Below are 21194 nucleotides of genomic sequence, written 5' to 3' on the forward strand. Positions count from 1 at the left end.
GGAAACAGATTTATCTGTGTTGATCCTTTTATCTGTGGTTATTAAAATAAGTTCTAGTGCCTTTATACATTTTTTTGTTCCCGCAGATTTCACTGATCAACGCAGAGCTAATGCCTGTAATATTAAATGGTGTGGAGATATTTTAGTTTAACACCTTCAATTTTATCAAATTTACTCAAAACCTGGTTGAGTTGTGCCTTCCTTACCTCAAATTTTAAGATACAATTGGTATCAAACTCCTGCGCTAAAATCTGTAAATTTTCTTCTTTGCTCAATTTCATTACATCATTCATCTGCAGGTATTCGAAATGGGCTTCATACACATCATTAACCGTTTTGCTTATAATTTTTGAAGCTTTAATGGCCTCTATACTAGCGTTTTTGTAGGCGTTAATTAAACCTGGAACGCCTAATAAGGTGCCGCCAAAATACCTTACGACTACGATTAATATATTGGTAATGTCTTCTGATAATAAACAATTTAGGATTGGCCTGCCTGCGGTACCAGAGGGCTCGCCATCATCATTTACCCTAAAAACAGACCGATTAGGAGTTAACCTGTATGCGTAACAAAAATGATTGGCCTTTGCATTAGCAGAACGCAGGTTCATAATGATTGGCTTTACTTCTTCTTCATTGCAGATTGGGTAGGCATAAGCAATAAATTTGCTGCCTTTATCGCGAAATATGCCTTCTGAAGCACTTTCGATGGTTTTATAGGAATCATCGAACAGCATTTTGCGATAGGGTTATAAAGATAACAGCTGCGATAGCCAAAACTATCCCCGCATAATTTAGTTTACTTAATTTTTCTTTAAAAGCAATTATACCTATTAAAGTTCCGACAATGATAACGCCTAAATTCATGGCTGCAAAAACTGTTGATGGATTTTCTGCCAGTGCTTTGTGTGCTTTCATGTAAAAAAGAATGTTTCCAAAATTAAAAAAGCCCAAAATCAGTCCACAAACAACATTAACCAATTGCAATTTTATTTTTCCCGAAATGACCATAGTGATCACAATTAGCAGCGATACAACGAACGAAAGGCAGAAAACGGTGAAAAGAGAGGTCGTGTAAGGTAGTTCTTTGTATAAGGCAATCTGTTTAAAAAGGACATCGATTACGCCAAAGCCCACAAAAACCATGATTGGATAAAGTAAATTTCCTTTTCCTTCTTTATGGTCTGATTTGCGTAGAAAAGTTAAAATAATTGCGACGAAACCTATGGCTAAACCAATGATTTTATAATCGTTAAAATCTTCTTTAAAAATAAAATAGGCTGCCAGTATGGGAATAAACAGTGACAAACGTTGTGCTATATCTGTTTTAACAATACCAAGGTTTTTAACTGATGCGGCAAGAAATAAAAATATGGAGGGTAATAATACCGCCAGCGCAATGTAGTTTGGCCATGGAGCGCTGTTTGTAACCAGCTTTACATCCGGCTTGAAAAAAAGAAAACATAAGCTTAATGCAGCAAGGTAATTAACGGTAACGGCCTGGATAATACTGATCTGGTACCGCTTCGCCAACTTTAATAATATGGCAACCGTAACGCTACAGCATATACTTAAGATAATGTAAATCATTTATTTATGTCGTTTATATAGATTGAGAGTTTATCGTTTCCAATCTGGATTTGCTCTTTCAAATTTCCGTTTATGGTAGGTGATGGAACACCATCCGTCCAGCTGTTTGATGAGGTGAAGATACGCGCTTCATCCCAAAGGTTAGTGGATAAAAACTGATTTAAGATATTTGCGCCACCTTCGATAATTACCGATTGTATGTCCATTAAATAAAGCTGAAATGCAATTTTTTGTGCCAGGTAAAAATGCATGTCTTCCATTTGAATATAATGGATATTGTCAACTACATCGGTTTTAATTTCGTTAAAAATGATGGTTTTGGCTTCTGCATTAAAAATGTGATTGGATAGCGGCACCTGAAGGCTTTTATCGATGACCAATCGAATCGGGTTTTTACCCGGCCATTCTCTTGCCGTTAACTGCGGGTTATCCATAATGGCGGTTTGTTTGCCAATCAAAATGGCATCTTCTTCTGTACGCCACTGGTGCGCCAATCGTTTGGCTAAAGCACCACTAATCCACTTCTGGTGACCATCTTTTGTTGCAAAATAACCATTGGCCGTTTCGGCCCATTTTAAAATGATGTAAGGTCTTTGCTGTTGTATCCTGGTAAAAAATCGTCTGTTAAGAGATCGACATTCATCATCTAAAACTCCGCTTATCACCTCAATTCCGGCATTTTTGAGTTTTTCGATGCCTTTACCATCAACGCTTGAAAAAGGATCCCTATTACCTATAACCACTTTTTTGATCTGGTGTTTTACAAAAAGATCGGCGCAGGGAGGGGTTTTGCCGAAATGTGCACAAGGCTCTAGACTAACATAAGCCGTGGCTTGCTTGAGTAGGTTTGCAGCTTCGTCGCCATATTGATCAAATACAGCTTTAACTGCATTGGGCTCTGCATGTGCTTTTCCGTATTGCTGGTGATAACCTTCACCAATGATTTTATCGTTTAAAACAATAACACAGCCTACCATGGGATTTGGGCTTACGTTTCCAATACCTAAAATGGCTAACTCCAAACAGCGTTTTATATAGAATTCATCGCTCATTAGGGCAAAAGTAGTAAAAAAAGAGTCATGGGCTAATCAAAACAGATTTGTTATCATCTCAAATAAGTAATTTTGCCATTCATGAACATAGGAGCGCTCGAAGAGCATTATAAATTGGAACTTGCACCCTTATACGAAAGCGATGAGGCGAAAACATTATTTAGCCTGGCTGCTGAACAGGTTTTAGCTTTGTCTCCCAATAAGCTAATGATGCAGAAATATGCAGATGTAAGTTTCATTAATATGCAGAAATTTTTGAGCATCCTAAACGATTTGCAGATTGGAAAACCAATTCAGCATATTTTAGAAGAAGCCCATTTTTATGGTCTGGTTTTTAAAGTGAACGAGCATGTATTGATACCGAGACCTGAAACAGAAGAACTGGTAGAATGGATCATATCAGTTTGCAGTATACAGTTTGCACTAAACAGTTTTGAGTCACCGAAAAAACTAAGTGTACTTGATATTGGAACGGGCTCTGGTTGTATACCAATCACCCTTAAAAAACACCTGTCAAACACCCGGGTAGCTACATTGGATGTGTCTGCTGATGCTATCGCAGTTGCAAAACAGAATGCCCGGCAAATTGGTGTCGATATCAATTTTATTAACGCAGATATTTTAACATTTCAATCTGAAGAAAAATTTGATATCATCGTGAGTAACCCGCCTTATATCAGGGATTTAGAAAAAAATGAAATGCATAACAACGTACTTTTGCACGAACCCCATTTGGCTTTGTTTGTAAGTGACGAAAACCCTTTGATTTTTTATAAAGCCATCGCTGAATTTGCAAAAACCAATCTAAAACCTAACGGACAACTTTTCTTTGAAATTAATGAATATTTAGGTAAAGAAACAGTTGAAATGTTAGATGGTAAAGGATTTAAAAATATTGAGTTAAGGAAGGATATGCAGGGAAAGGATAGGATGGTGAGGGCAGGGGTTTGATGGATGAGGTAGGATGGAAAATGGATGAGAGATGGTAAATGATCAATTTTCAATGATCAAAATAGCAGAGTTCAATAAAAAGGGCGTCATCTCTCCACTACGCATTGCTCCGCTCGAAATGACAGAAACTTATCCTACAGCTTTATTGCCTTTGGAGTTAAAAAATATCTGCCACGGATGCACGGAGAATACGGAAAATTATACGCTTTGCTTGAAATTACAATTTTTTAAAATTCAGCTTTGACTTAGTTAATTCAATGATATCATTAAATTGTGACTCACTTGTTTCAGACTTATGCAGCATGAGAAATATTCGTTTGTCAATCAATAATATAAAGAAATCATTGATAACTGAGTAATTTGAGAATGCTTCCCATCTTAAATAATATCTTTTTTCTTTATCAAAATAATTAAACTCATAATCAGTAAATTCGTAAGTATAAATGAAATTCTGTTTCTCATGTTTCTCACTTAGGGCATCCATTTCTCTAAAAAAAAGTGTTCGTACATTTATAATTCTTAATATATAATTAAAAGTTAATATGAAAAGTATCACTCCAACTACTCCATAAAAAGATGAAGATGGTCCTTTGTTTGTGATAATTAAAATTATTAATCCTATTGTTAGCATAATATAAATGAGCAATTTTATATAACTCTGCTTATATTCTAATCTAAATTTGAGTTTATTACTTTTAATAAACCTATGTTTATCAAATGGAACGGTAATATTAATCATGTTTTAATTTGTTTATAATTAAGATCTCGGATGAAACTGCGTAATCACCTCTCTCAAATAATCTCTATCAATGTGTGTATAAATTTCTGTGGTGGTAATGCTCGAATGGCCCAGCATTTCCTGAACTGCACGTAAATCAGCACCGCCCTCAATTAAATGCGTAGCAAAAGAATGCCTTAAAGTATGTGGACTGATGGTTTTCTTTAAACCGGTGGTCAGTGCGAGGCTTTTAATCAGGTTAAAAATAGAAATCCGTGAAAGCTTAGCCCCAAAGCGGTTTAGGAAAATAAAATCTTCATGTCCTTTTTTAATGTTTGTGTGTACCCTAACTTCGTTAATATAAATATCAAGCAGTTTTAAGGCTACACCTCCAATGGGTACCAAACGCTCTTTATTTCCCTTTCCAATTACTTTGATAAATTCGATCTGAGGGAAAAGGCTGGAGATTCTGAGCTCTGTTAATTCGGTAACACGTAAGCCACAGCCGTATAATACTTCCATGATGGCCTTATTCCGCATCCCTTCGGGTTTTGAAGCATCTATTGCATTAATCAACTCATTAATTTCGTAAATATTAAGCGTGTCGGGTAATTTTCGACTCAGTTTAGGTGCTTCCAATAATGCAGTAGGATCATTGCTAATCACATCTTCAAGAAATAGGTAAGAGAAAAAAGCTTTTAGTCCCGATATTACCCTTGCCTGCGTACTTGCAAGCATGCCCAGTTCATTTAACCACGAAATGAAAGATTTTAAGTCAGTTATGTTTATATCTGTCAGTTTTGGCTCTTCATTTAAAGATTGGAAATATTGGATCAGCTTATCAATATCATTGAGATAAGCTGCTATAGAATTAGCAGATAGTGAACGCTCCAGCTTTAAATACGACTTAAATCCTTTAATATATGATGGCCAAAGCATGCTTTTATATGAGATTTTTTATAACATTGCAACGTTACAATATTTAACGTTACTACATAGCATGAAAATACAAATTATTAACGGGCCAAACTTAAATCTATTGGGCGTTCGTGAGCCATCTATCTACGGAAATACCAGCATTGAAGATTACATTAAAGAATTAAAAACGGTTTATCCGGAGATCGAAATTGAATACTACCAAAGTAATGTTGAGGGTGAAATTATTAATAAATTGCATGAAGTGGGTTTCAGTTATGATGGGGTGGTGCTTAACGCTGGTGGTTATACGCATACGTCTGTGGCCATTGCAGATGCTATTGCCGCTATTAAAACGCCTGTTGTTGAAGTTCATATTTCGAATATCTATGCCCGCGAAGAATACCGCCACGTTTCGTTGACGGGGAAAAATTGTCAGGGTGTTTTAACAGGGTTTGGAATGAAAGGTTACCGTTTGGCGATCGAAAGTTTATTGGTTTAATCTATTCTGACAGTACTCAAAATTTTAGTTTACAGGTGATCGTCATTGCGAAGCCAATTTTTCATGGGCTGAAGCAATCTTTGTAGCAGGGCTTTCAAGTATGAAAGATTGCTTCCCCGAAAAGTCGGGGCAGGCTATCGTACCTCCTCGCAATGATGACTTTCCTATTGAATCTGTTAGTATTTGCTAAGCGAAATGGAGAAATCTATAGTGTATGTTAAAAGATTTCTCCACTGCGGTCGAAATGACGATTCGACTATACTTGTTATCATCATTCCTTTTTTAAAAAAATAACCTGTGGAAATGACGAAACGCCTTATTTCAAATTCGAGAAATATTTAATTTTCTTAATAAAAAATGCCCAAACAATGCTGTTATTGTACACCCCGGTATGTTTGGTATAGTCTTTTTGAACCAATTTTCTTTTTTTATTTGTTTTTGTTAAGGATTTAAGAAAGTGCCAGTGTCCTTTAGTTACTGCCATAGTGAATTTTGGTTTTCCGGTAAGTAAAAAGTGCCACCAGGCAATAAAATCGATAAACATTCGAATGGTAATCCTGAAAATAGCATCACCTGCAGGAAGGTTTTTCTGCATAATGATGAGGTTATTCCTGAAATTGAGGTAAGTTTTAAATGGATTTTCCGTTTGTAAAGTTCCGCCGCCAACATGATACACTTCAGCATCCGGACAATACATAATTTTGTAGTTCAGGTTTTTCAAGCGCCAGCAGAGGTCTATTTCTTCCATGTGGGCGAAAAGATCGGCATCCAGGCCACCAGCTTCTCTCCAGCATTTGCTTTTAATAAAAAAGGCCGCTCCGCTAGCCCAAAAAACCTCTTTTTGTTCGTTATATTGACCGTTATCAAACTCATAAACATTAAAAAGCCTTCCACGACAGAAAGGAAAGGCATATATATCCAGATAACCTCCGGCAGCTCCTGCATATTCAAACTGGTTTTTGTTCAGTTGCCATTTAATTTTGGGCTGTGCTGCTGCAATCTGCGCATCACTTTCCATTAGGCTAATGATAGGTTTAATCCAGTTTGGAACAACTTCTACGTCTGAGTTGAGCAAAATATAATAATCGGCTTCTACACGTTCTAAAACTTTATTGTAGCCTCCTGCAAATCCATAGTTCTGATCATTTTGGATAATTTTAACAGTTGGGAAATTTTCTTGTAAAAATGAAACTGAGTCGTCTGTTGAGGCATTATCGCCAACAACAATTTGTAGGTTATCATATTCGGAAAGCAAAATTCCGGGTAAAAACTGCTTTAAATATGCTTTTCCATTCCAGTTTAAAATTACAACGGCTACTGATGGGTTCATTCTTTTTATTCGGGTTTAAATTTCCAGCGCTTATGGCTCCAGAGCCAGTATTGGGGCTGTTCTTTTATAATGTTTTCTAAAAATTTAAAGTGCAGGTCTGTGATCTCATATTCTGCCATTTTAGCGGGTTCGAGGCACATAGGCAACACTTCTATATGGTAATAACCTTTTTTTACCACATTTACTTTAAAATAATATATCGGTCTTTTAGTCGATTTTGCAATTTTTTCTACACCTAAAAGTGCTGCCGTGGGCTGATTTAAAAAATCAGTAAAATATTTAGTTTCTTCCCTGGTGGGTGATTGATCGCTTGCAAAACACAAAAGCGTAGGTTCATTTTTATAAGCGGCCATGCCACGTAGTGTTTGCCGCATAGCAATAAAAATGTTTCCATACCTGGTGCGCATACAATCGAACCAGGTTTCGAAGACTTTATTTTTGATGGGTTTAAAAATAACCATGGTTTTGGCCGAAATGCTCAAGCCAAGTGCTAAAGTGCCTAATTCCCAGTTGCCATAGTGGCCTGTACAGGCCAGTACACTTTCTCCGGCTTTAAAATGAACTTCCAATTGTTCCAAGCCTGTAAACTTTACTCTTTTTAAGGTTTCAGCTTTCGAAATACTGGTCATTTTGATGATTTCAAAAATAAGTTCAGCCAGGTACAGGAAGAATTTTTTCTCAATTGCTTTTATTTCAGCAGCAGATTTTTCGGGAAAAGACTGGGTTAAATTCTGTCTGACAACTTTTTTTCGATAGCCTATTACGTAATAAAGCAGATAATATAGTAATCTTGCAAAAAAAAACAGCAAAGGCAGGGGGAGCAGCGATAACAGGTATAAAAAAAATACGCCAACATGCGCAATCCCTCTTTTAATCATTATTTTTAAAACGTTTCAGCTACAAACATAAATTTTCAAATGCAGAATACAGCTATACTTCCATTATTTTATCTTCCGCCAGTAGGTTATTTTAGTTTATTGCAAAAGCTGGGAGAGGATTTTTTAATTGAAAAACATGAACATTTAGCCAAGCAGACTTACCGTAACAGGGCCAGTATTTATTCGCCCAATGGCAAACTTGATATTACCGTTCCGGTGGTTAAAGGCGCTAAAACACATACGAAAATGAAGGATGTACGGATTAGTTACGATTTTAACTGGCAGCGTTTGCATTGGTTAAGTTTAGAAAGCTGTTACCGGAGTTCTGCTTATTTCGAGTTTTACGAAGATGAACTCTCGCGTTTTTATACAAACAAATTCGAATTTCTGTTCGATTATAATTTCGAACTTTTAGAGTGGCTGAACAAAAAGCTAAAATTGAATAAAAATTTTGAGGTAACTGGCGAATATTTTGACGACATTAAACCGGAATTGGATTTCCGTTCTATTATGAACCCTAAAAAACAGGAAGATATTGTAAACAATAAGTCCTATTATCAGGTTTTTGAAGATAAACATCAATTTTTACCCAACTTAAGTATCGTTGATCTGTTATTTAACCAGGGCCCCCAAGCCCGGCTATATTTGTAATATATGGGAAAAAACAAGCCACGTAACCGTCATAAACACTATAAAGTTCCAGCGCCGGGCACTAGTCCGGGTTTGTACGCCATCGATGAAGAGGCGTTAAAGCCACTCATTGTACTGCATACTTATAATGATAGGAGTTATAAGAAAACCGAGCTGGAAAATATCAATAACATTGATAAACTGATCGAGAACAAAGATTTTTATTACTGGTTCGATATCAAAGGTTTGGCTGATCCCAATATATTTGAAACCCTATATGCTAAGCTAGACATTAGCAGGCTCGTGCTTGAAGATATTACCAGTTCTTATCAGCGACCTAAACTGGATGAATACGATAATGATAAATATATTTTTTCGGTAAGCAGGCATTTATATTTAGGCGAAGATAATGTGCTCTGCAATGATCAGATTTCCTTTATTTTATCAGAACGTACACTGATTACCTTCCAGGAAACTTATGCAGATTGTTTTGAACCGGTAAGGAAACGCTTAGAAATAGGGAAGGGTAATATCCGCATCGGTGGTAGCAGTTATTTGATGTATGCCATTATGGATGTAATTGTAGATAATTATTTTACGCTTTTGAATTTTTGGGGCGAAGAATTGGATGCAATTGAAGACCGCCTATATGATCATCCTGATAAAAGGATCATGTACGATACACAGGCCATTAAAAGATCATTGATCACAATCAGGAAAGTAACCTGGCCGGAAAGAGATAAATTGAACGATATTATCCGTACAGACAGCCCGCTAATATCCGATCTGACCAAAACCTATATGAAAGATGCTTATGACCATTGCATCCAGATCATTGATTTTATAGAATCGTTAAAGGAGATTGCCTCGGCCAATATTGATATGAATTTATCGATCATCAGTAACCGGATGAACGAGATTATGAAGGTATTGACCATTATTTCGTCGATATTTATTCCATTAACCTTTATTGCAGGGATTTACGGAATGAATTTTAGCAGGGAAGATCCGGCAACAGGAAAAATACTAAAAGATAATATGCCTGAGTTGTATGCGGCACATGGTTATTTATACACCTGGATTGTGATGGCTGTGATTGCAGTTTTACAGGTGATCTATTTTTGGCGTAAAGGTTGGTTTAAATAAAATTTTATTTTTAAAATGTACCAGTTTTTGGTAACTTTAGTAAAATTTTAATATTAAAACAATGGGACGAAATACATCTATGGCTTTAGGAGATCATTTTGAAAATTTTGTTGATGAAAGAATTTCCGAAGGAAGATTTAAAAATGCAAGTGAGGTTATTCGGGCAGGGTTAAGATTATTGGAAGATGAAGAAAATAAAATCAAAATTTTAAAAGAAGCGCTTCAGGTGGGAATTGATAGTGGAATGGTTAAGGACTTTGATCCGAAAAAACATCTTGAAATGTTGAAAGCCAAAAAGAGGAAAAATGGCTAAGTTCTCTCTCAGTAACAAAGCGATTGAAGATTTAAGTGAAATTTGGGATTACACTTATGATATTTGGTCTGAAAATCAAGCAGATAAATATTATAAGCTATTGATTGGATTTTGTACTCAGATTGCAAAGAAACCTGAAATAGGTAGAAATTATAAGGAGACAAACCAAAATGTATTAGGATTCAAAGCTGGTGAACATATCATTTTCTATCTGATAATTGATAATGGAGAAATCGAAATAGCTAGGATTTTACATGCTAAGATGGATTTAGGATCTAAAATGTCAGAACTTTAATTATACTGTGAATAACTAGCATTAAAAATCAATTATTGTAAAAAATCAATTTTTAATATTTGTAGCTTTAGGGCGTTTTGGTTAGGTTATAGATGCAGTCATTCGAAATAGATAAAAGCGACGTACTCAAGGTTAAAAATGCAATTTTAGCTGGCGATGAAACTTTAAAAATAGTTTTAGAGGAATACCATGCCTCAGAAATAGCAATTTTGTTCGAACGTTTGGATAAATCCGAACAGCGGCATATCATAAACCTTCTTCCGGCAGAGATCGCTTCCGAAATTATTTCGGAAATGGATGAAGAATCCCACCCGGAGGATTTACTCTTTGAGCTTCACCCCGATAAACGTACCGAAATTGTTGAGGAGTTGGATTATGATGATGCAACAGATATTATTTCGCAACTGGAAGACCACGAGCAGAAAGAAATTCTGGAAGATCTGACCGAAGATCATGCTTCAGAAATCAGGAACCTTTTAACCTACGACGAAAAAACCGCCGGTGGTTTGATGAACACAGAACTGATTTGTGTAAACATCAACCTCACCAAAAAAGACGCGATAGACGAGATTATTCGTCAGAGCGAGGAAATGGAAGAGTTTTATACCATTTATGTGGTAGATGACGAGGAGATTTTTAAAGGTATTGTTTCGTTAAAAGATATCATCAAGGCAAAACACAATGCCAAAATAACCGAACTGGTTAAAATAGATGCCGTTTATGTTCATCCTGATACCGACCAGGAAGAAGTGGCCAATTTGATTTCTCAATATAACTTAACCAGTATTCCGGTAATAGACGAACACCAGAAATTATTGGGACGGGTAACTTTCGATGATGTGATCGATGTAATGGAGGCAGAAAGTACCGAAGATATCTTGAAAATTTCAGGGGTATCAGAAGATGAAGAATTAAGCGGTAACTGGGTAGAAGCGGTGAAATCGCGTTTGCCATGGTTAATTATCAATCTCGGTACGGCTTTTTTAGCTTCATCAGTAGTGCGTTATTTCGATCCGACCATTAAACTGATTCCTTCTTTAGCAGCCTACATGACCATCATTGCCGGAATGGGCGGAAATGCAGCTACCCAGGCACTTGCCGTAACGGTGAGGCGTATTTCACTTTACGATTTAACGGATAAACAAGCCTACCGAACGGTTTTAAAAGAGTTTACTGTTGGGTTAATCAACGGTGCATCTAACGGAATAATCGTATTTATTTTTGCTTTCTTTTTCGATGGAAACCCGATGCTCGGCTTGGTTATCTTCCTGGCTATGACGGGTAATCTGATCATTGCAGGCATCACCGGTGCAGGTATCCCGCTTATTTTAAAAAGGGTAGGTATCGATCCTGCCATTGCATCATCTATAATTATTACTACTTTTACCGACGTTTTTGGTTTCCTGTTAATTTTAGGATTGGCCAGCAAACTTTTACTATAATCAGGATCTGCTTGATTTTTGGATTTCGGGATCTTCATCCGAAAGACTGAATGCAGTACCTGTTAATTAACTAAGACGAATAAAATTAAATCTGTAAAATCTGATCCACATGCAAACAACAAGACACGATTGGACAAAAGAAGAAATATACGAAATTTATAACAGGCCATTTTTGGATCTGGTTTACGAAGCTGCTAGCATCCACAGAGAGAATAAAGATTACAATGAAGTTCAGGTAAGTTCATTAATCTCGATCAAAACCGGAGGTTGTGCCGAAGATTGTTCATATTGCCCGCAAGCTGCCCGTTACCATACCGAATTAGAAGTACAGCCTTTAATGCAGGTTGGCCAGGTGGTTAGTGCTGCAGTTAAAGCTAAAGAAGGTGGAGCATCACGTTTGTGTATGGGGGCTGCCTGGCGCGAAGTACGCGATAACCGTGATTTCGACCGTGTAATTGAAATGGTTAAAGCAGTAAATGATATGGATATGGAAGTTTGCTGTACTTTGGGCATGCTTACTGAAAATCAGGCACAACGTTTAGCTGATGCTGGTTTATATGCTTATAACCACAATATTGATACTTCTGAAGATGATTATAAACGCATCATCTCAACCAGAACTTATGATGACCGTTTAAATACCATAAAAAACGTACGTAAAGCCAAATTAACAGTTTGTAGCGGAGGTATTATCGGCTTAGGCGAAACGGTTGAAGATCGTGTTTCGATGTTGCAAACCTTATCAAATATGGAGAAACACCCTGAATCGGTACCGGTTAATGCCTTGGTTCCGGTAAAAGGAACTCCATTGGAAAATCAGCCACGTGTTCCAATTTGGGATATGGTGAGGATGATTGCTACAGCACGTATTGTTATGCCAAATTCGGTAGTGCGTTTATCCGCAGGTAGAAATGAGATGAGTACTTTAGAGCAGGCTTTTTGCTTTATGGCGGGTGCAAGTTCTATTTTTGCAGGCGATAAATTACTAACTACGCCAAATCCTGCCTTTGTAGATGATATGGCCATGTTTGAACTATTAGGCTTAAAAACCCGCGATGCCTTTAAAAACGGTCGCCCGGCGAATACAAGAATTGCAGAAGAAACTGTTTAATCAGAAAATATAATCAATAAAAAAAGTCCCGATTTTCTCGGGACTTTTTTGTTTCTGGACCATCGGTAATTTCAAGTCAGACGCTTTACTATACCGCAGTTACCCTTACTTCAATATTTCCTTTGGTTGCCTTAGAATATGGACAGGCCCGGTGTGCTTTATCGGCTAAGGATTGTGCTTCTTCATGAGAGATTCCAGGGATATGCACATCCAGATCAGCCGAAAGTGCAAATGAGTTCCCATCCTTATTAAACGAAACCAATACCTTAACGTTAGCTTCGCTAACATCAACACCTTCGCGTTCGGCTATAGAACCTAAAGCGCCTAAATAACATGGTCCCCATGCTGCTGCAAATAATTCTTCAGGGTTGGTTGCACCACCTTGTCCACCCAGTTCTTTTGGTTTTCTTAACTCGAAATCTAAAATTCCATCACTCGATTTAACGTGTCCGTCTCTTCCTCCAGTAGCTGTAACTTCAGCCGTATATAGCTTTTCCATAATAATATTCTTAATTGATTTAGATTAACAAATTATAGTTGTCTTTGTTTTTATATACTCCAAAGACTGCTTAAACATACTGTAGAGCGTGTAAATGACAATTGTATTGATATATTATAGTCATTTCATGTAAAAAACCAGGTGTTTCATCCGCTAATCAGCACTAAAAATCTAAATTAAATGAGTACATCAATTATTGTAGGATAGACTAGGATAATTTAAATATGCTTAAAAATCAATTGATTACAGCTGTTTATTCTGTGGGGTTAGTGAAAGCGATGGTTGATTATACTCATTTATCTGTATTGGGTTTCGTGTAAAAAAGTATGGCTTTACCTTGACAACAATGCGCTGAACATACTAAAACGATATTTTTATATCATCACTGTTTAAAATCATCCCGTTGTTAAATCGATTGTTTCTGATGTTGCTTATAGCAAGTTTTGCTATGCCATCTAAATTATGTGCGCAATCCTCTCCGGATAATATCGGATTTGAAAATGGAAATTTTCAGAACTGGAAGATTTATGCAGGTTCTATTGCCATCGAAAATAATCAGAATGTAGTTACAATGAATGAAGTACCCAAAGCAATTTCGGGAAGGCATACCATTATCAGCAACAAAAATCTGGTAGATCCCTACGGTGGTTTTCATTTGATTCCACCTTCTGGCGGAAACTATTCAGTTAAATTGGGAAATAACGTTAGCGGTGCACAGATTGATGGAATATCTTACCTGATGACTGTTCCGGCTGATCAACCAGAATTTACGCTAACCTACCAATATGCGGTTGTTTTAGAAGATCCGGATCACCAGCCATTTGAACAACCCCGTTTTATTGCCAGAATAAAAGATGTAGAGAAGAATGAATACATTCCATGCGCCTCGTTTGAATATGTAGCTACTTCATCATTGCCAGGTTTCAAAAAATCAGCGGAGTACGAAAGTGTTATTTATAAAGATTGGTCGCCGGTAACCATTAATTTATCGGGTTATCAGGGTAAACAATTGCTTGTCGAATTTATCAGTACCGATTGTTCAAGGGGGCAACACTTTGGATATGCCTATGTAGATATCAATAATGTGTATGGTGATTTAGTTACCGGCAGTACTTATTGTGCCAGTGCCGATGCCGTTAGCTTATCCGGCCCCAGTGGTTACCAAACCTACAATTGGTATAGTGCAGACCGGACAATCAACTATGGTTCCGGACAGTCGATCAATATTAAACCGAAACCTGCCGATGGTTCGCGTATCCTGCTTGATATAGTGCCATACACAGGCTTTGGCTGCCCAAGTACAGTAAGTACGGTAATTCATGGGATAGACTATGAACTTAAGGTTTTAAATAAAGATGTAGTGTGCCAAGGTGCTGAGATTAACCTTTTAGATCCGAAATATATTCTCAATAAATCAGAAGGTTTTACTTATCTGGCTTATGAGGATAAAGATTTAACAAAGCCGTTAAATGGTCCGGTTAAAATAGTGGCCGATAAAACTTTTTACATTAAAGGAGGCAACAGCAAAGGCTGTGAAAGTGTGGTTCCGATTGAGATTTCGATATTTAATGCTGCAAACATCAGTACCAAAAATCCTGATGCGGTTTGTTATTCGGAAAGTGTCGATATTACAAATGCAGCTTTATACCTTGGTAATTTAGAAGGGATTAGCAGGTCGTATTTTGCGGATGAAGCGGCTACTCAAATCGTTCCAGATCCTCAGCACATCGATAAAACAGGAAGATATTTTATCAAACTTTCCAACCAAATGGGTTGCAGCAAAATTATTTCTATTGAAGTAAATGTTAAGGATAAGCCTGTTTTAAAAGTGACCAATCCAGAACCAGTATGTATTGCAGCAAAAGTTGATATTACTGCTGCTAATCTCTTTTCAGGTAGTGATGCAAGTTTCAAGTACAGTTTTTATAAGGATCCGGAGTTAAGTGAGCTGCTTACCGATCCGGCACATATTGATCAATCCGGCACTTATTATGTAAAAGCGGTTAGTGCAAATGGATGTACGGTTAGTGATAAAATCGAGGTTCGAATCAATGATCTGCCGGTGTTGCATGTTAAAAATCCTGAAGCGGCCTGCTTTCCCGACAAAGTAGATATCACCAATCCAGCGCTTTATGCTGGTTCAACAACAGGTTTAAACTATTCGTTTTTTTACGATGAGGCACTAACCAATAAGGTTACTTTTCCAAAAGCCATTACAAAGGCTGGAACTTACTATATTAAAGCTGCAAATGATGGAGGATGTTTTACTACGGGTAAAATACAGGTGAATTTTAATACCGCTCCAATCATCGTGCTGCATAAACCAAAAGCAGTTTTTGATAATGGTTTTGTAGATTTAACAGCCTCAGAAATTACCAAAGGAAGCAGCAGCTTTATAAAGGCGGGCTATTTTGAAGATGCCTATTTAAAACGTCCAATAGCTGATCCCACAAAAGTAAACAGGGCAGGAGTTTATTATATTTCTATCCAGAACGAAAATGGATGTATAACTTCTGCTCCGATAGAGGTAGATATTCTGCCTCAGCCCAAAATTGTTGTTCCAACGGCATTTACCCCTCAAAAAGATACCAATAACCGTTTATATCCATTTTTAGTGAGCATCCAGAAACTGATCAGTTTTAAGGTGTACAATAAATGGGGAATATTGGTTTATCAAAGCGAAAATTTAGCCAATGGCGGCTGGGACGGACAATTTAAAAGCCAGATGCAGCCTTTAGAAACCTTTTCTTGGTTCGCAGAAGGGATTGACACCTTTGGAGGGAAATTTCAGTCAAAAGGTAAAACTATACTCATATTATAATGCACAGACCGCTACTCATTTTATTTTTGTGCTTAGCTACAATATGCTGTTCGGCACAGGACCCGAAGTTTTCGCAATACTTCGCGGCTCCTTTAACTTTAAATCCTGCATTTACAGGCTTTTTTGATGGTGATTACCGGGTTGCTGCGAATACCAGGCAACAATGGGGCAATCTTGGCGATCCCTACAATACCTATAGTGTTTCAGGCGATTTGAAACTGGTCAAAGATGAAAATTTCATCAATAGTTATTTCAGCCTGGGATTGAGTGGATTGTTTGATGAATCTTTAAATAAAGCCTTAAAATCGCAATACATCAGTGCCAGTGTTTCTTATTATCAATATATGGATGAGCAGCATCGGTTTAAATTCGGTTTAGCGCCTCAGGTATCTTACGTTTCAAAATATTTAGATTATAACAAACTTACTTTTGCTTCTCAATATAATGGCGATGGAGGTTTTAATAGCGCAATGCCCAATTATCTTGATTTAAAAAATGATAAAACATCATATTTCGACCTGAATATTGGTGCCAATTTTGCAGCCAGTTTCGATTATTGGAGTTTTGCCGTTGGTTATGCGCAATATCACCTTACAAAACCCCAGGAAGCTTTATTAAGCAACAGTAACGATATTGTTTCAGCACGGAAAACCATCAATTTTGGTATGCTTTATCTGTTAAACAACAATGTTGATTTGAATGTAACAGGCGTTTACAATGCGCAAAAAAAAAACAGAGATATGATTTTCGGAACTGTTTTAGGACTCAAACCTGGAGATGAAACCAAAATGAAGCTAAATTTTGGAATATGGTATAAGTTTAATGAAGCTTCGTTTTATCCATATATCGGTGTGGCCATGGGGAACATCAGCGCCGGAATGAATTATACGGTTTATGGCAGTAAATTATTAAGCGCTACACCACGTACTTATGAACTCTCTTTCATTTACCGGCATAATAATTTTAAGGGTTTTAAAGTGCCTTGCCCTAGGTTTTAAAGATAGTTTTTCCAATTTGATGGATCATTTTTTTATAGTAGATATTTATGGCGTATAATCTTCCGTGTTTTCTGAGCCTCCGTGGCAACTTTTAACCACCAAGGCACAAAGCTTGTTTGAAATAGTTTTTCTCTGCTCCATATCTTCCTACTTTCGGACATCTGACTCCGGACTTAATTCCGTTTTCCTGACCATTAAAAAATTAAGGACTTTAAGAATTTATCGATAAATTATAATAAGCCAGGTATTGATCATTGAACTTTGGTCATTTGATCCCCATTATCCCTTTTACATTTTCCGTCACCTATTTCTAAAACAGCTTCAACTGCTCATTTCCGGGTGGCTTTTCTTTTCCGAAAACTGTTCTACCTCCGTACTTCCAGCTATCGGCCCGTTCTTTTTGAATAACCTTTTCAAAATCCATATTGGGAACAAAGTCTTTTTCCGCATTGCGGGCAATTTGATGCAACGATTTTATCGCCTGTTGCTTATCCGAGTTGCCTATTTTTGCTTTTTCTACCGCGTTTCTTAAAACTTTTATCGTTTCGTCATACGCATTCACGGGTACCGGGAACGGATGTCCGTCTTTTCCGCCATTGGCGAAAGAATAACGGGCTGGATCAGTAAACCGTGAGGGCGTACCATAAATTACTTCACTCACTAAAGCCATTGATTGTAACGTTCTCGGCCCCATACCTTCCAGCAATAACAATTCCTCAAAATCATTGGGTTTCTTTTCTTGTGCCAGCCATAAAATACTGCCCAGGCGTTTTAAATCTATATCTTTCGATCTCACATCATGATGATTGGGCAACACCAGATTTTGTATTTCACCCAGCATACGCGCCGGCGATTCGGCTGTGATGCTCATCATGCTTTGTCGGGCTTTGTCTGCATCATTTGAGGTCAGGTTTAAAATTTTACCCTGATTAATGCCGCAAATACCGGCGTGTGGTTCTTCTACAAAAGATTTTAAGTTTTCAGAATGCCAGTGGTATCTTCTGGCTGTAGAACTGCTATCGCTCATGCCTTGCTGTACCACCGCCCAATCGCCATCGCTACTTAGAACAAAACTATGCAGGTATAACTGAAAACCATCCTGAACGGCAGTATTGTCAACCTTGGCACTTAATTTACTTGCACGAACGAGTTCAGTACCATTTAAGCCTGTTTTATCAGCTATTCTTAACAACTCGTTTGGGGTTTCCCTGCTGTGTTTCCCTTTACCTCCACAGATATAAATGCCCAGTTCTTTAGATAGTGGATTGATGGATTTCTTTAAAGCGCCCATTACTGAAGTGGTAATGCCAGACGAATGCCAATCCATACCCATTACGGCTCCCAAACTTTGAAACCAAAATGGACTGCTTAAACGGCGTATTACCTCAGCTTTTCCATATTCTAATATAATGGCTTCAGTTATCGCTAGGCCAAGGGTTGCCATACGTGTGGCAAGCCATGGTGGTACATGGCCATAGTGTAGGGGTAAGTCTGCGTTTCCTGATCTTTTCAATACTAACAAATTTAGTAAAATGTATTCGATAAAACTAATTTTGCTATGGAAAGCATGGAAATACAGAAATAAAACAGTTTAATTTGCCATCCAGAATACAAGAATTTCTAAGTCACTCGTCATTCCCACGCAGGTAGGAATGACATAACAAGAAAAACGATTAACAATATTTTTTGTTAATCTATAAAATTCATTAATCTTAAAGCTTCATTTTTATATATGCGTAAATTCTTACAACGCTTACTCAGTGCCTGGATCATCCGCATGTCGAACAAGTTTGGCTCAAGGCCCGACAGTAAACGCATTCATGATGCCCTAAGCAAGCTTTACAAAACCATTAATCAGGAACCTGGAAAACGTGGTCTGATTTTTGAAATTACCGATGCAGATAAATTTATCATCTTATCAGATCAGCACAAAGGTGCCCGCGATTATGCCGATGATTTCACACTGGCAGAAAAAAATTACCTGAAAGCGCTCGAGCATTACAATCAACATGATTTTCATTACATCAATTTAGGCGATAGTGAAGAGCTTTGGGAGAATTTACTGGAATCGGTCATCAGGCATAATAAAGACACTTTCGAAGCTGAAAAGACCTTTATTGGTCAAAATCGTTTCACCAAAATATTTGGAAACCACGACCTGTATTGGGACAATGATCCTTTGGCTGGCTTTAACCTCAACAGGATCTACGGTAAGAAAATCCCAATTTATGAAGGCGCTATACTAAGAATGAAAATGGGAGTAAGGCAATTTGATATTTTCCTTACCCACGGACATCAGGGTGATTTACAGAGCGATGGAAACTGGTTTAGTAAATGGTTTGTGAGCACTGTATGGGCGCCTTTACAAGCCTACCTTCAAATTAACCCCAATACGCCTGCTTATGATAATCAGCTTAAAACCGCACATAATGCCATGATGTACAGCTGGGTAGCGGAGCAACAGAATATGGCTTTAATAACCGGGCATACACACCAGCCGGTTTTCGCGTCATTAACACATCTGGAAAGAATTTATGTGAAATTAAAGCAAGCGAAAAAAACTAAAAATGTAGAAGAGCTTGATTTTTTAAATGAAGAGTTGCACAAAAGGATCAAAGAAGGGGATAAGCCTCCTCGCCTGGGTAAATATAGACCATGGTATTTTAATAGCGGATGCTGTTGCTTTAGCGATGGCGACATTACCGGAATTGAGATTGAAAATGGTTTTATCCGTTTAATAAAATGGACATACCATAAAAATGCCATACCAGAAAGGGTGCTGCTGGAAGAAATGAAATTAAGTGATTTATTTCTGGCTATTTAATGGGTAGCGATACAAAAAAAGTTGTCCCTAAATCTTTCCCTTCACTTTCTACCCATAGTTTTCCTTTATGGATCTCTATCAACGCATTGGCCGTAATCAGTCCTAAGCCATATACATTTTCATTTTCGGTAGCTGCCGCGCTTAATCGGGGAAACTTAAGGAAAATTTTATCTAAATCTTCAGCGTTTAAGCCTACACCATGGTCTTTTATGGTAATCGTGATTTCATTTTCAGCAATTTGACCTGACAAGATAATGTTTTCACCCTTTGGGGAAAATTTAACGGCATTATTAATCAGCTCGCTAAAAATAACCTTCAGCTTATCCAGATCCCCAAATATTTTTAGTGGATTTTCGATATTGATAGAGATATTTTGAGCTTTTCTTTTAAGATTTAAATCTAAATCGAGTTTTACCCCTTCTAGTATTTCTTTCAGGTCAACTTCTGTTTTTTTAGGTTTAAAAGAGTTTGTTTCCTTACGTGCGGTGCTTAATATGCCGTTCAGGTTATCGATCATTCTTTTTGCTTGTGCATTAATTTTTCCTGCAATTGTCGACGCCCTTTCATCAACACCGGGTATTCTGCCCAATAATTCAGATTGTAGCGAAATGGTGGTCATTGGGTTTTTAAGATCGTGTATCAGCACATGTAAACGATCATCATAAGCCCTAAATGCTTTCCTTATTGCAATCCTCGATTCCAGCTTTTCCATCACCATATCAGCCAATAATTTTAACATATTGAATTGTTTCTCTGTAGGCTCTCTGGCTTGGTCGTCAGCAACGTAAATCTTACCAATATCAAAACCATCAGGCGTGATGATTGGTGCGCTCACATAAAAAACAGATTCATTAGACGATGATGAACCAATCTGCGATTTTACAAATACTTTTTCGGCAGCCTGAAAAAGGATACCTGCGTGTTGGACGTCAAAAATGGCCACTGCCAACTGCGTTAACTGATCAAAAGCACTCTCGGCGGCTGTATCCAGGATATCGTAATAAGTTAATTTTGCTACACGCAAAGTTTCATTTAAATGTTGGTTGTTTTCTGCTTGATCGATATGCATGTAGGCCTTTTTGACAGGATAAGATTAAAAAACTAAAGGTAAAGATTATGATAATAATGTAAACAATTAAGTCGTAAATTCCGTTAATATACTTTGCGGTAAAATAGTGC

General features: G+C 37.4%; 21 protein-coding genes. 11 read left to right on the forward strand and 10 right to left on the reverse strand.

Going from position 1 to position 21194, the window contains the following annotated elements; translation table 11 throughout:
• Window positions 1-122: 122 nt before the first annotated feature.
• The 3 genes from H9L23_RS09685 to ribD are packed head-to-tail and all read right to left on the reverse strand — an operon-like array spanning window position 123 to window position 2642.
• Window positions 123-737, reverse strand: a complete 615-nt coding sequence (locus H9L23_RS09685) for an IMPACT family protein (protein ID WP_187594763.1) — start codon at window positions 735-737, stop codon at window positions 123-125.
• Window positions 724-1590 (reverse strand): DMT family transporter, encoded by an 867-nt coding sequence (locus H9L23_RS09690; RefSeq protein ID WP_187594764.1) that lies wholly within the window; start codon window positions 1588-1590, stop codon window positions 724-726. The genes H9L23_RS09685 and H9L23_RS09690 overlap by 14 nt, the downstream gene beginning before the upstream one ends.
• Complete coding sequence (ribD, locus tag H9L23_RS09695; RefSeq protein WP_187594765.1) at window positions 1587-2642, reverse strand: bifunctional diaminohydroxyphosphoribosylaminopyrimidine deaminase/5-amino-6-(5-phosphoribosylamino)uracil reductase RibD; 1056 nt, start codon at window positions 2640-2642, stop codon at window positions 1587-1589. The genes H9L23_RS09690 and ribD overlap by 4 nt, the downstream gene beginning before the upstream one ends.
• Window positions 2643-2723: 81 nt before the next feature.
• Between ribD and prmC the strand changes: the two genes are divergently transcribed.
• The gene (prmC, locus tag H9L23_RS09700; protein ID WP_187594766.1) at window positions 2724-3593 is read left to right on the forward strand and encodes a peptide chain release factor N(5)-glutamine methyltransferase; all 870 of its coding nucleotides are present in this window, start codon (window positions 2724-2726) and stop codon (window positions 3591-3593) included.
• 217 nt (window positions 3594-3810) lie between these two features.
• On the opposite strand, the gene H9L23_RS09705 is transcribed toward prmC, so the two are convergent.
• Both H9L23_RS09705 and xerD read right to left on the reverse strand, forming a co-directional pair.
• Entirely contained in the window at window positions 3811-4332 is a 522-nt protein-coding gene (locus tag H9L23_RS09705; protein ID WP_187594767.1) for a hypothetical protein, read from the reverse strand.
• 18 nt (window positions 4333-4350) lie between these two features.
• Window positions 4351-5250, reverse strand: coding sequence for a site-specific tyrosine recombinase XerD (gene xerD, locus H9L23_RS09710; RefSeq protein ID WP_187594768.1), 900 nt, complete (start codon window positions 5248-5250; stop codon window positions 4351-4353).
• Window positions 5251-5311: 61 nt separating this feature from the next.
• Between xerD and aroQ the strand changes: the two genes are divergently transcribed.
• On the forward strand, window positions 5312-5728 hold the full coding sequence (aroQ, locus tag H9L23_RS09715; RefSeq protein WP_187594769.1) for a type II 3-dehydroquinate dehydratase: 417 nt from the start codon (window positions 5312-5314) through the stop codon (window positions 5726-5728).
• A gap of 316 nt (window positions 5729-6044) precedes the next feature.
• Here aroQ and H9L23_RS09720 read toward each other — a convergent pair whose 3' ends face one another.
• Both H9L23_RS09720 and H9L23_RS09725 read right to left on the reverse strand, forming a co-directional pair.
• Window positions 6045-7058, reverse strand: coding sequence for a glycosyltransferase family 2 protein (locus H9L23_RS09720; RefSeq protein ID WP_187594770.1), 1014 nt, complete (start codon window positions 7056-7058; stop codon window positions 6045-6047).
• A 5-nt stretch (window positions 7059-7063) separates the two neighbouring features.
• A complete protein-coding gene (locus H9L23_RS09725; RefSeq protein ID WP_187594771.1) occupies window positions 7064-7936 on the reverse strand; it encodes a lysophospholipid acyltransferase family protein in 873 nt (290 codons plus the stop codon).
• A 39-nt stretch (window positions 7937-7975) separates the two neighbouring features.
• Here H9L23_RS09725 and H9L23_RS09730 point away from each other — a divergent pair, with 39 nt between their 5' ends.
• The 6 genes from H9L23_RS09730 (at window position 7976) to bioB (ending at window position 12873) form a co-directional block, all read left to right on the forward strand.
• Window positions 7976-8587 (forward strand): WbqC family protein, encoded by a 612-nt coding sequence (locus H9L23_RS09730; RefSeq protein ID WP_187594772.1) that lies wholly within the window; start codon window positions 7976-7978, stop codon window positions 8585-8587.
• 3 nt (window positions 8588-8590) lie between these two features.
• The gene (gene corA / locus H9L23_RS09735; protein WP_187594773.1) at window positions 8591-9712 is read left to right on the forward strand and encodes a magnesium/cobalt transporter CorA; all 1122 of its coding nucleotides are present in this window, start codon (window positions 8591-8593) and stop codon (window positions 9710-9712) included.
• Window positions 9713-9773: 61 nt separating this feature from the next.
• Window positions 9774-10025: a type II toxin-antitoxin system ParD family antitoxin gene (locus tag H9L23_RS09740; protein ID WP_187594774.1), complete on the forward strand. Its 252-nt coding sequence runs from the start codon at window positions 9774-9776 to the stop codon at window positions 10023-10025.
• Window positions 10018-10320 carry a type II toxin-antitoxin system RelE/ParE family toxin gene (locus tag H9L23_RS09745; RefSeq protein WP_187594775.1) on the forward strand — a complete coding sequence of 101 codons (303 nt, stop codon included), beginning with the start codon at window positions 10018-10020 and terminating at the stop codon, window positions 10318-10320. The genes H9L23_RS09740 and H9L23_RS09745 overlap by 8 nt, the downstream gene beginning before the upstream one ends.
• Before the next feature lie 92 nt (window positions 10321-10412).
• The gene (mgtE, locus tag H9L23_RS09750) at window positions 10413-11762 is read left to right on the forward strand and encodes a magnesium transporter (RefSeq protein WP_187594776.1); all 1350 of its coding nucleotides are present in this window, start codon (window positions 10413-10415) and stop codon (window positions 11760-11762) included.
• Window positions 11763-11871: 109 nt separating this feature from the next.
• Complete coding sequence (gene bioB, locus H9L23_RS09755) at window positions 11872-12873, forward strand: biotin synthase BioB (protein WP_187594777.1); 1002 nt, start codon at window positions 11872-11874, stop codon at window positions 12871-12873.
• An 88-nt stretch (window positions 12874-12961) separates the two neighbouring features.
• On the opposite strand, the gene H9L23_RS09760 is transcribed toward bioB, so the two are convergent.
• On the reverse strand, window positions 12962-13372 hold the full coding sequence (locus H9L23_RS09760) for an organic hydroperoxide resistance protein (RefSeq protein ID WP_187594778.1): 411 nt from the start codon (window positions 13370-13372) through the stop codon (window positions 12962-12964).
• Window positions 13373-13820: 448 nt separating this feature from the next.
• Between H9L23_RS09760 and H9L23_RS09765 the strand changes: the two genes are divergently transcribed.
• Both H9L23_RS09765 and H9L23_RS09770 read left to right on the forward strand, forming a co-directional pair.
• Window positions 13821-16193: a gliding motility-associated C-terminal domain-containing protein gene (locus H9L23_RS09765; protein WP_187594779.1), complete on the forward strand. Its 2373-nt coding sequence runs from the start codon at window positions 13821-13823 to the stop codon at window positions 16191-16193.
• Window positions 16193-17191, forward strand: coding sequence for a PorP/SprF family type IX secretion system membrane protein (locus H9L23_RS09770; protein WP_187594780.1), 999 nt, complete (start codon window positions 16193-16195; stop codon window positions 17189-17191). The genes H9L23_RS09765 and H9L23_RS09770 overlap by 1 nt, the downstream gene beginning before the upstream one ends.
• A gap of 310 nt (window positions 17192-17501) precedes the next feature.
• On the opposite strand, the gene H9L23_RS09775 is transcribed toward H9L23_RS09770, so the two are convergent.
• Window positions 17502-18704: a DUF763 domain-containing protein gene (locus H9L23_RS09775; protein WP_187594781.1), complete on the reverse strand. Its 1203-nt coding sequence runs from the start codon at window positions 18702-18704 to the stop codon at window positions 17502-17504.
• Between the two features lie 219 nt (window positions 18705-18923).
• Between H9L23_RS09775 and H9L23_RS09780 the strand changes: the two genes are divergently transcribed.
• Window positions 18924-20015 (forward strand): metallophosphoesterase, encoded by a 1092-nt coding sequence (locus tag H9L23_RS09780; protein ID WP_187594782.1) that lies wholly within the window; start codon window positions 18924-18926, stop codon window positions 20013-20015.
• Here H9L23_RS09780 and H9L23_RS09785 read toward each other — a convergent pair.
• Window positions 20008-21084 carry a sensor histidine kinase gene (locus H9L23_RS09785; protein WP_187594783.1) on the reverse strand — a complete coding sequence of 359 codons (1077 nt, stop codon included), beginning with the start codon at window positions 21082-21084 and terminating at the stop codon, window positions 20008-20010. The genes H9L23_RS09780 and H9L23_RS09785 overlap by 8 nt on opposite strands.
• Window positions 21085-21194: the final 110 nt, after the last annotated feature.

It is taken from the genome of Pedobacter roseus, assembly GCF_014395225.1.
Taxonomy (GTDB): domain Bacteria; phylum Bacteroidota; class Bacteroidia; order Sphingobacteriales; family Sphingobacteriaceae; genus Pedobacter; species Pedobacter roseus.

What these genes read in the sequence shown, in the direction of transcription:
- H9L23_RS09685 (WP_187594763.1), bottom strand. Translation starts at nt 737, where the DNA reads ATGCTGTTCGATGATTCCTATAAAACCATCGAAAGTGCTTCAGAAGGC.
- H9L23_RS09690 (WP_187594764.1), bottom strand. Translation starts at nt 1,590, where the DNA reads ATGATTTACATTATCTTAAGTATATGCTGTAGCGTTACGGTTGCCATA.
- ribD (WP_187594765.1), bottom strand. Translation starts at nt 2,642, where the DNA reads ATGAGCGATGAATTCTATATAAAACGCTGTTTGGAGTTAGCCATTTTA.
- prmC (WP_187594766.1), top strand. Translation starts at nt 2,724, where the DNA reads ATGAACATAGGAGCGCTCGAAGAGCATTATAAATTGGAACTTGCACCC.
- H9L23_RS09705 (WP_187594767.1), bottom strand. Translation starts at nt 4,332, where the DNA reads ATGATTAATATTACCGTTCCATTTGATAAACATAGGTTTATTAAAAGT.
- xerD (WP_187594768.1), bottom strand. Translation starts at nt 5,250, where the DNA reads ATGCTTTGGCCATCATATATTAAAGGATTTAAGTCGTATTTAAAGCTG.
- aroQ (WP_187594769.1), top strand. Translation starts at nt 5,312, where the DNA reads ATGAAAATACAAATTATTAACGGGCCAAACTTAAATCTATTGGGCGTT.
- H9L23_RS09720 (WP_187594770.1), bottom strand. Translation starts at nt 7,058, where the DNA reads ATGAACCCATCAGTAGCCGTTGTAATTTTAAACTGGAATGGAAAAGCA.
- H9L23_RS09725 (WP_187594771.1), bottom strand. Translation starts at nt 7,936, where the DNA reads ATGATTAAAAGAGGGATTGCGCATGTTGGCGTATTTTTTTTATACCTG.
- H9L23_RS09730 (WP_187594772.1), top strand. Translation starts at nt 7,976, where the DNA reads ATGCAGAATACAGCTATACTTCCATTATTTTATCTTCCGCCAGTAGGT.
- corA (WP_187594773.1), top strand. Translation starts at nt 8,591, where the DNA reads ATGGGAAAAAACAAGCCACGTAACCGTCATAAACACTATAAAGTTCCA.
- H9L23_RS09740 (WP_187594774.1), top strand. Translation starts at nt 9,774, where the DNA reads ATGGGACGAAATACATCTATGGCTTTAGGAGATCATTTTGAAAATTTT.
- H9L23_RS09745 (WP_187594775.1), top strand. Translation starts at nt 10,018, where the DNA reads ATGGCTAAGTTCTCTCTCAGTAACAAAGCGATTGAAGATTTAAGTGAA.
- mgtE (WP_187594776.1), top strand. Translation starts at nt 10,413, where the DNA reads ATGCAGTCATTCGAAATAGATAAAAGCGACGTACTCAAGGTTAAAAAT.
- bioB (WP_187594777.1), top strand. Translation starts at nt 11,872, where the DNA reads ATGCAAACAACAAGACACGATTGGACAAAAGAAGAAATATACGAAATT.
- H9L23_RS09760 (WP_187594778.1), bottom strand. Translation starts at nt 13,372, where the DNA reads ATGGAAAAGCTATATACGGCTGAAGTTACAGCTACTGGAGGAAGAGAC.
- H9L23_RS09765 (WP_187594779.1), top strand. Translation starts at nt 13,821, where the DNA reads ATGCCATCTAAATTATGTGCGCAATCCTCTCCGGATAATATCGGATTT.
- H9L23_RS09770 (WP_187594780.1), top strand. Translation starts at nt 16,193, where the DNA reads ATGCACAGACCGCTACTCATTTTATTTTTGTGCTTAGCTACAATATGC.
- H9L23_RS09780 (WP_187594782.1), top strand. Translation starts at nt 18,924, where the DNA reads ATGCGTAAATTCTTACAACGCTTACTCAGTGCCTGGATCATCCGCATG.
- H9L23_RS09785 (WP_187594783.1), bottom strand. Translation starts at nt 21,084, where the DNA reads ATGCATATCGATCAAGCAGAAAACAACCAACATTTAAATGAAACTTTG.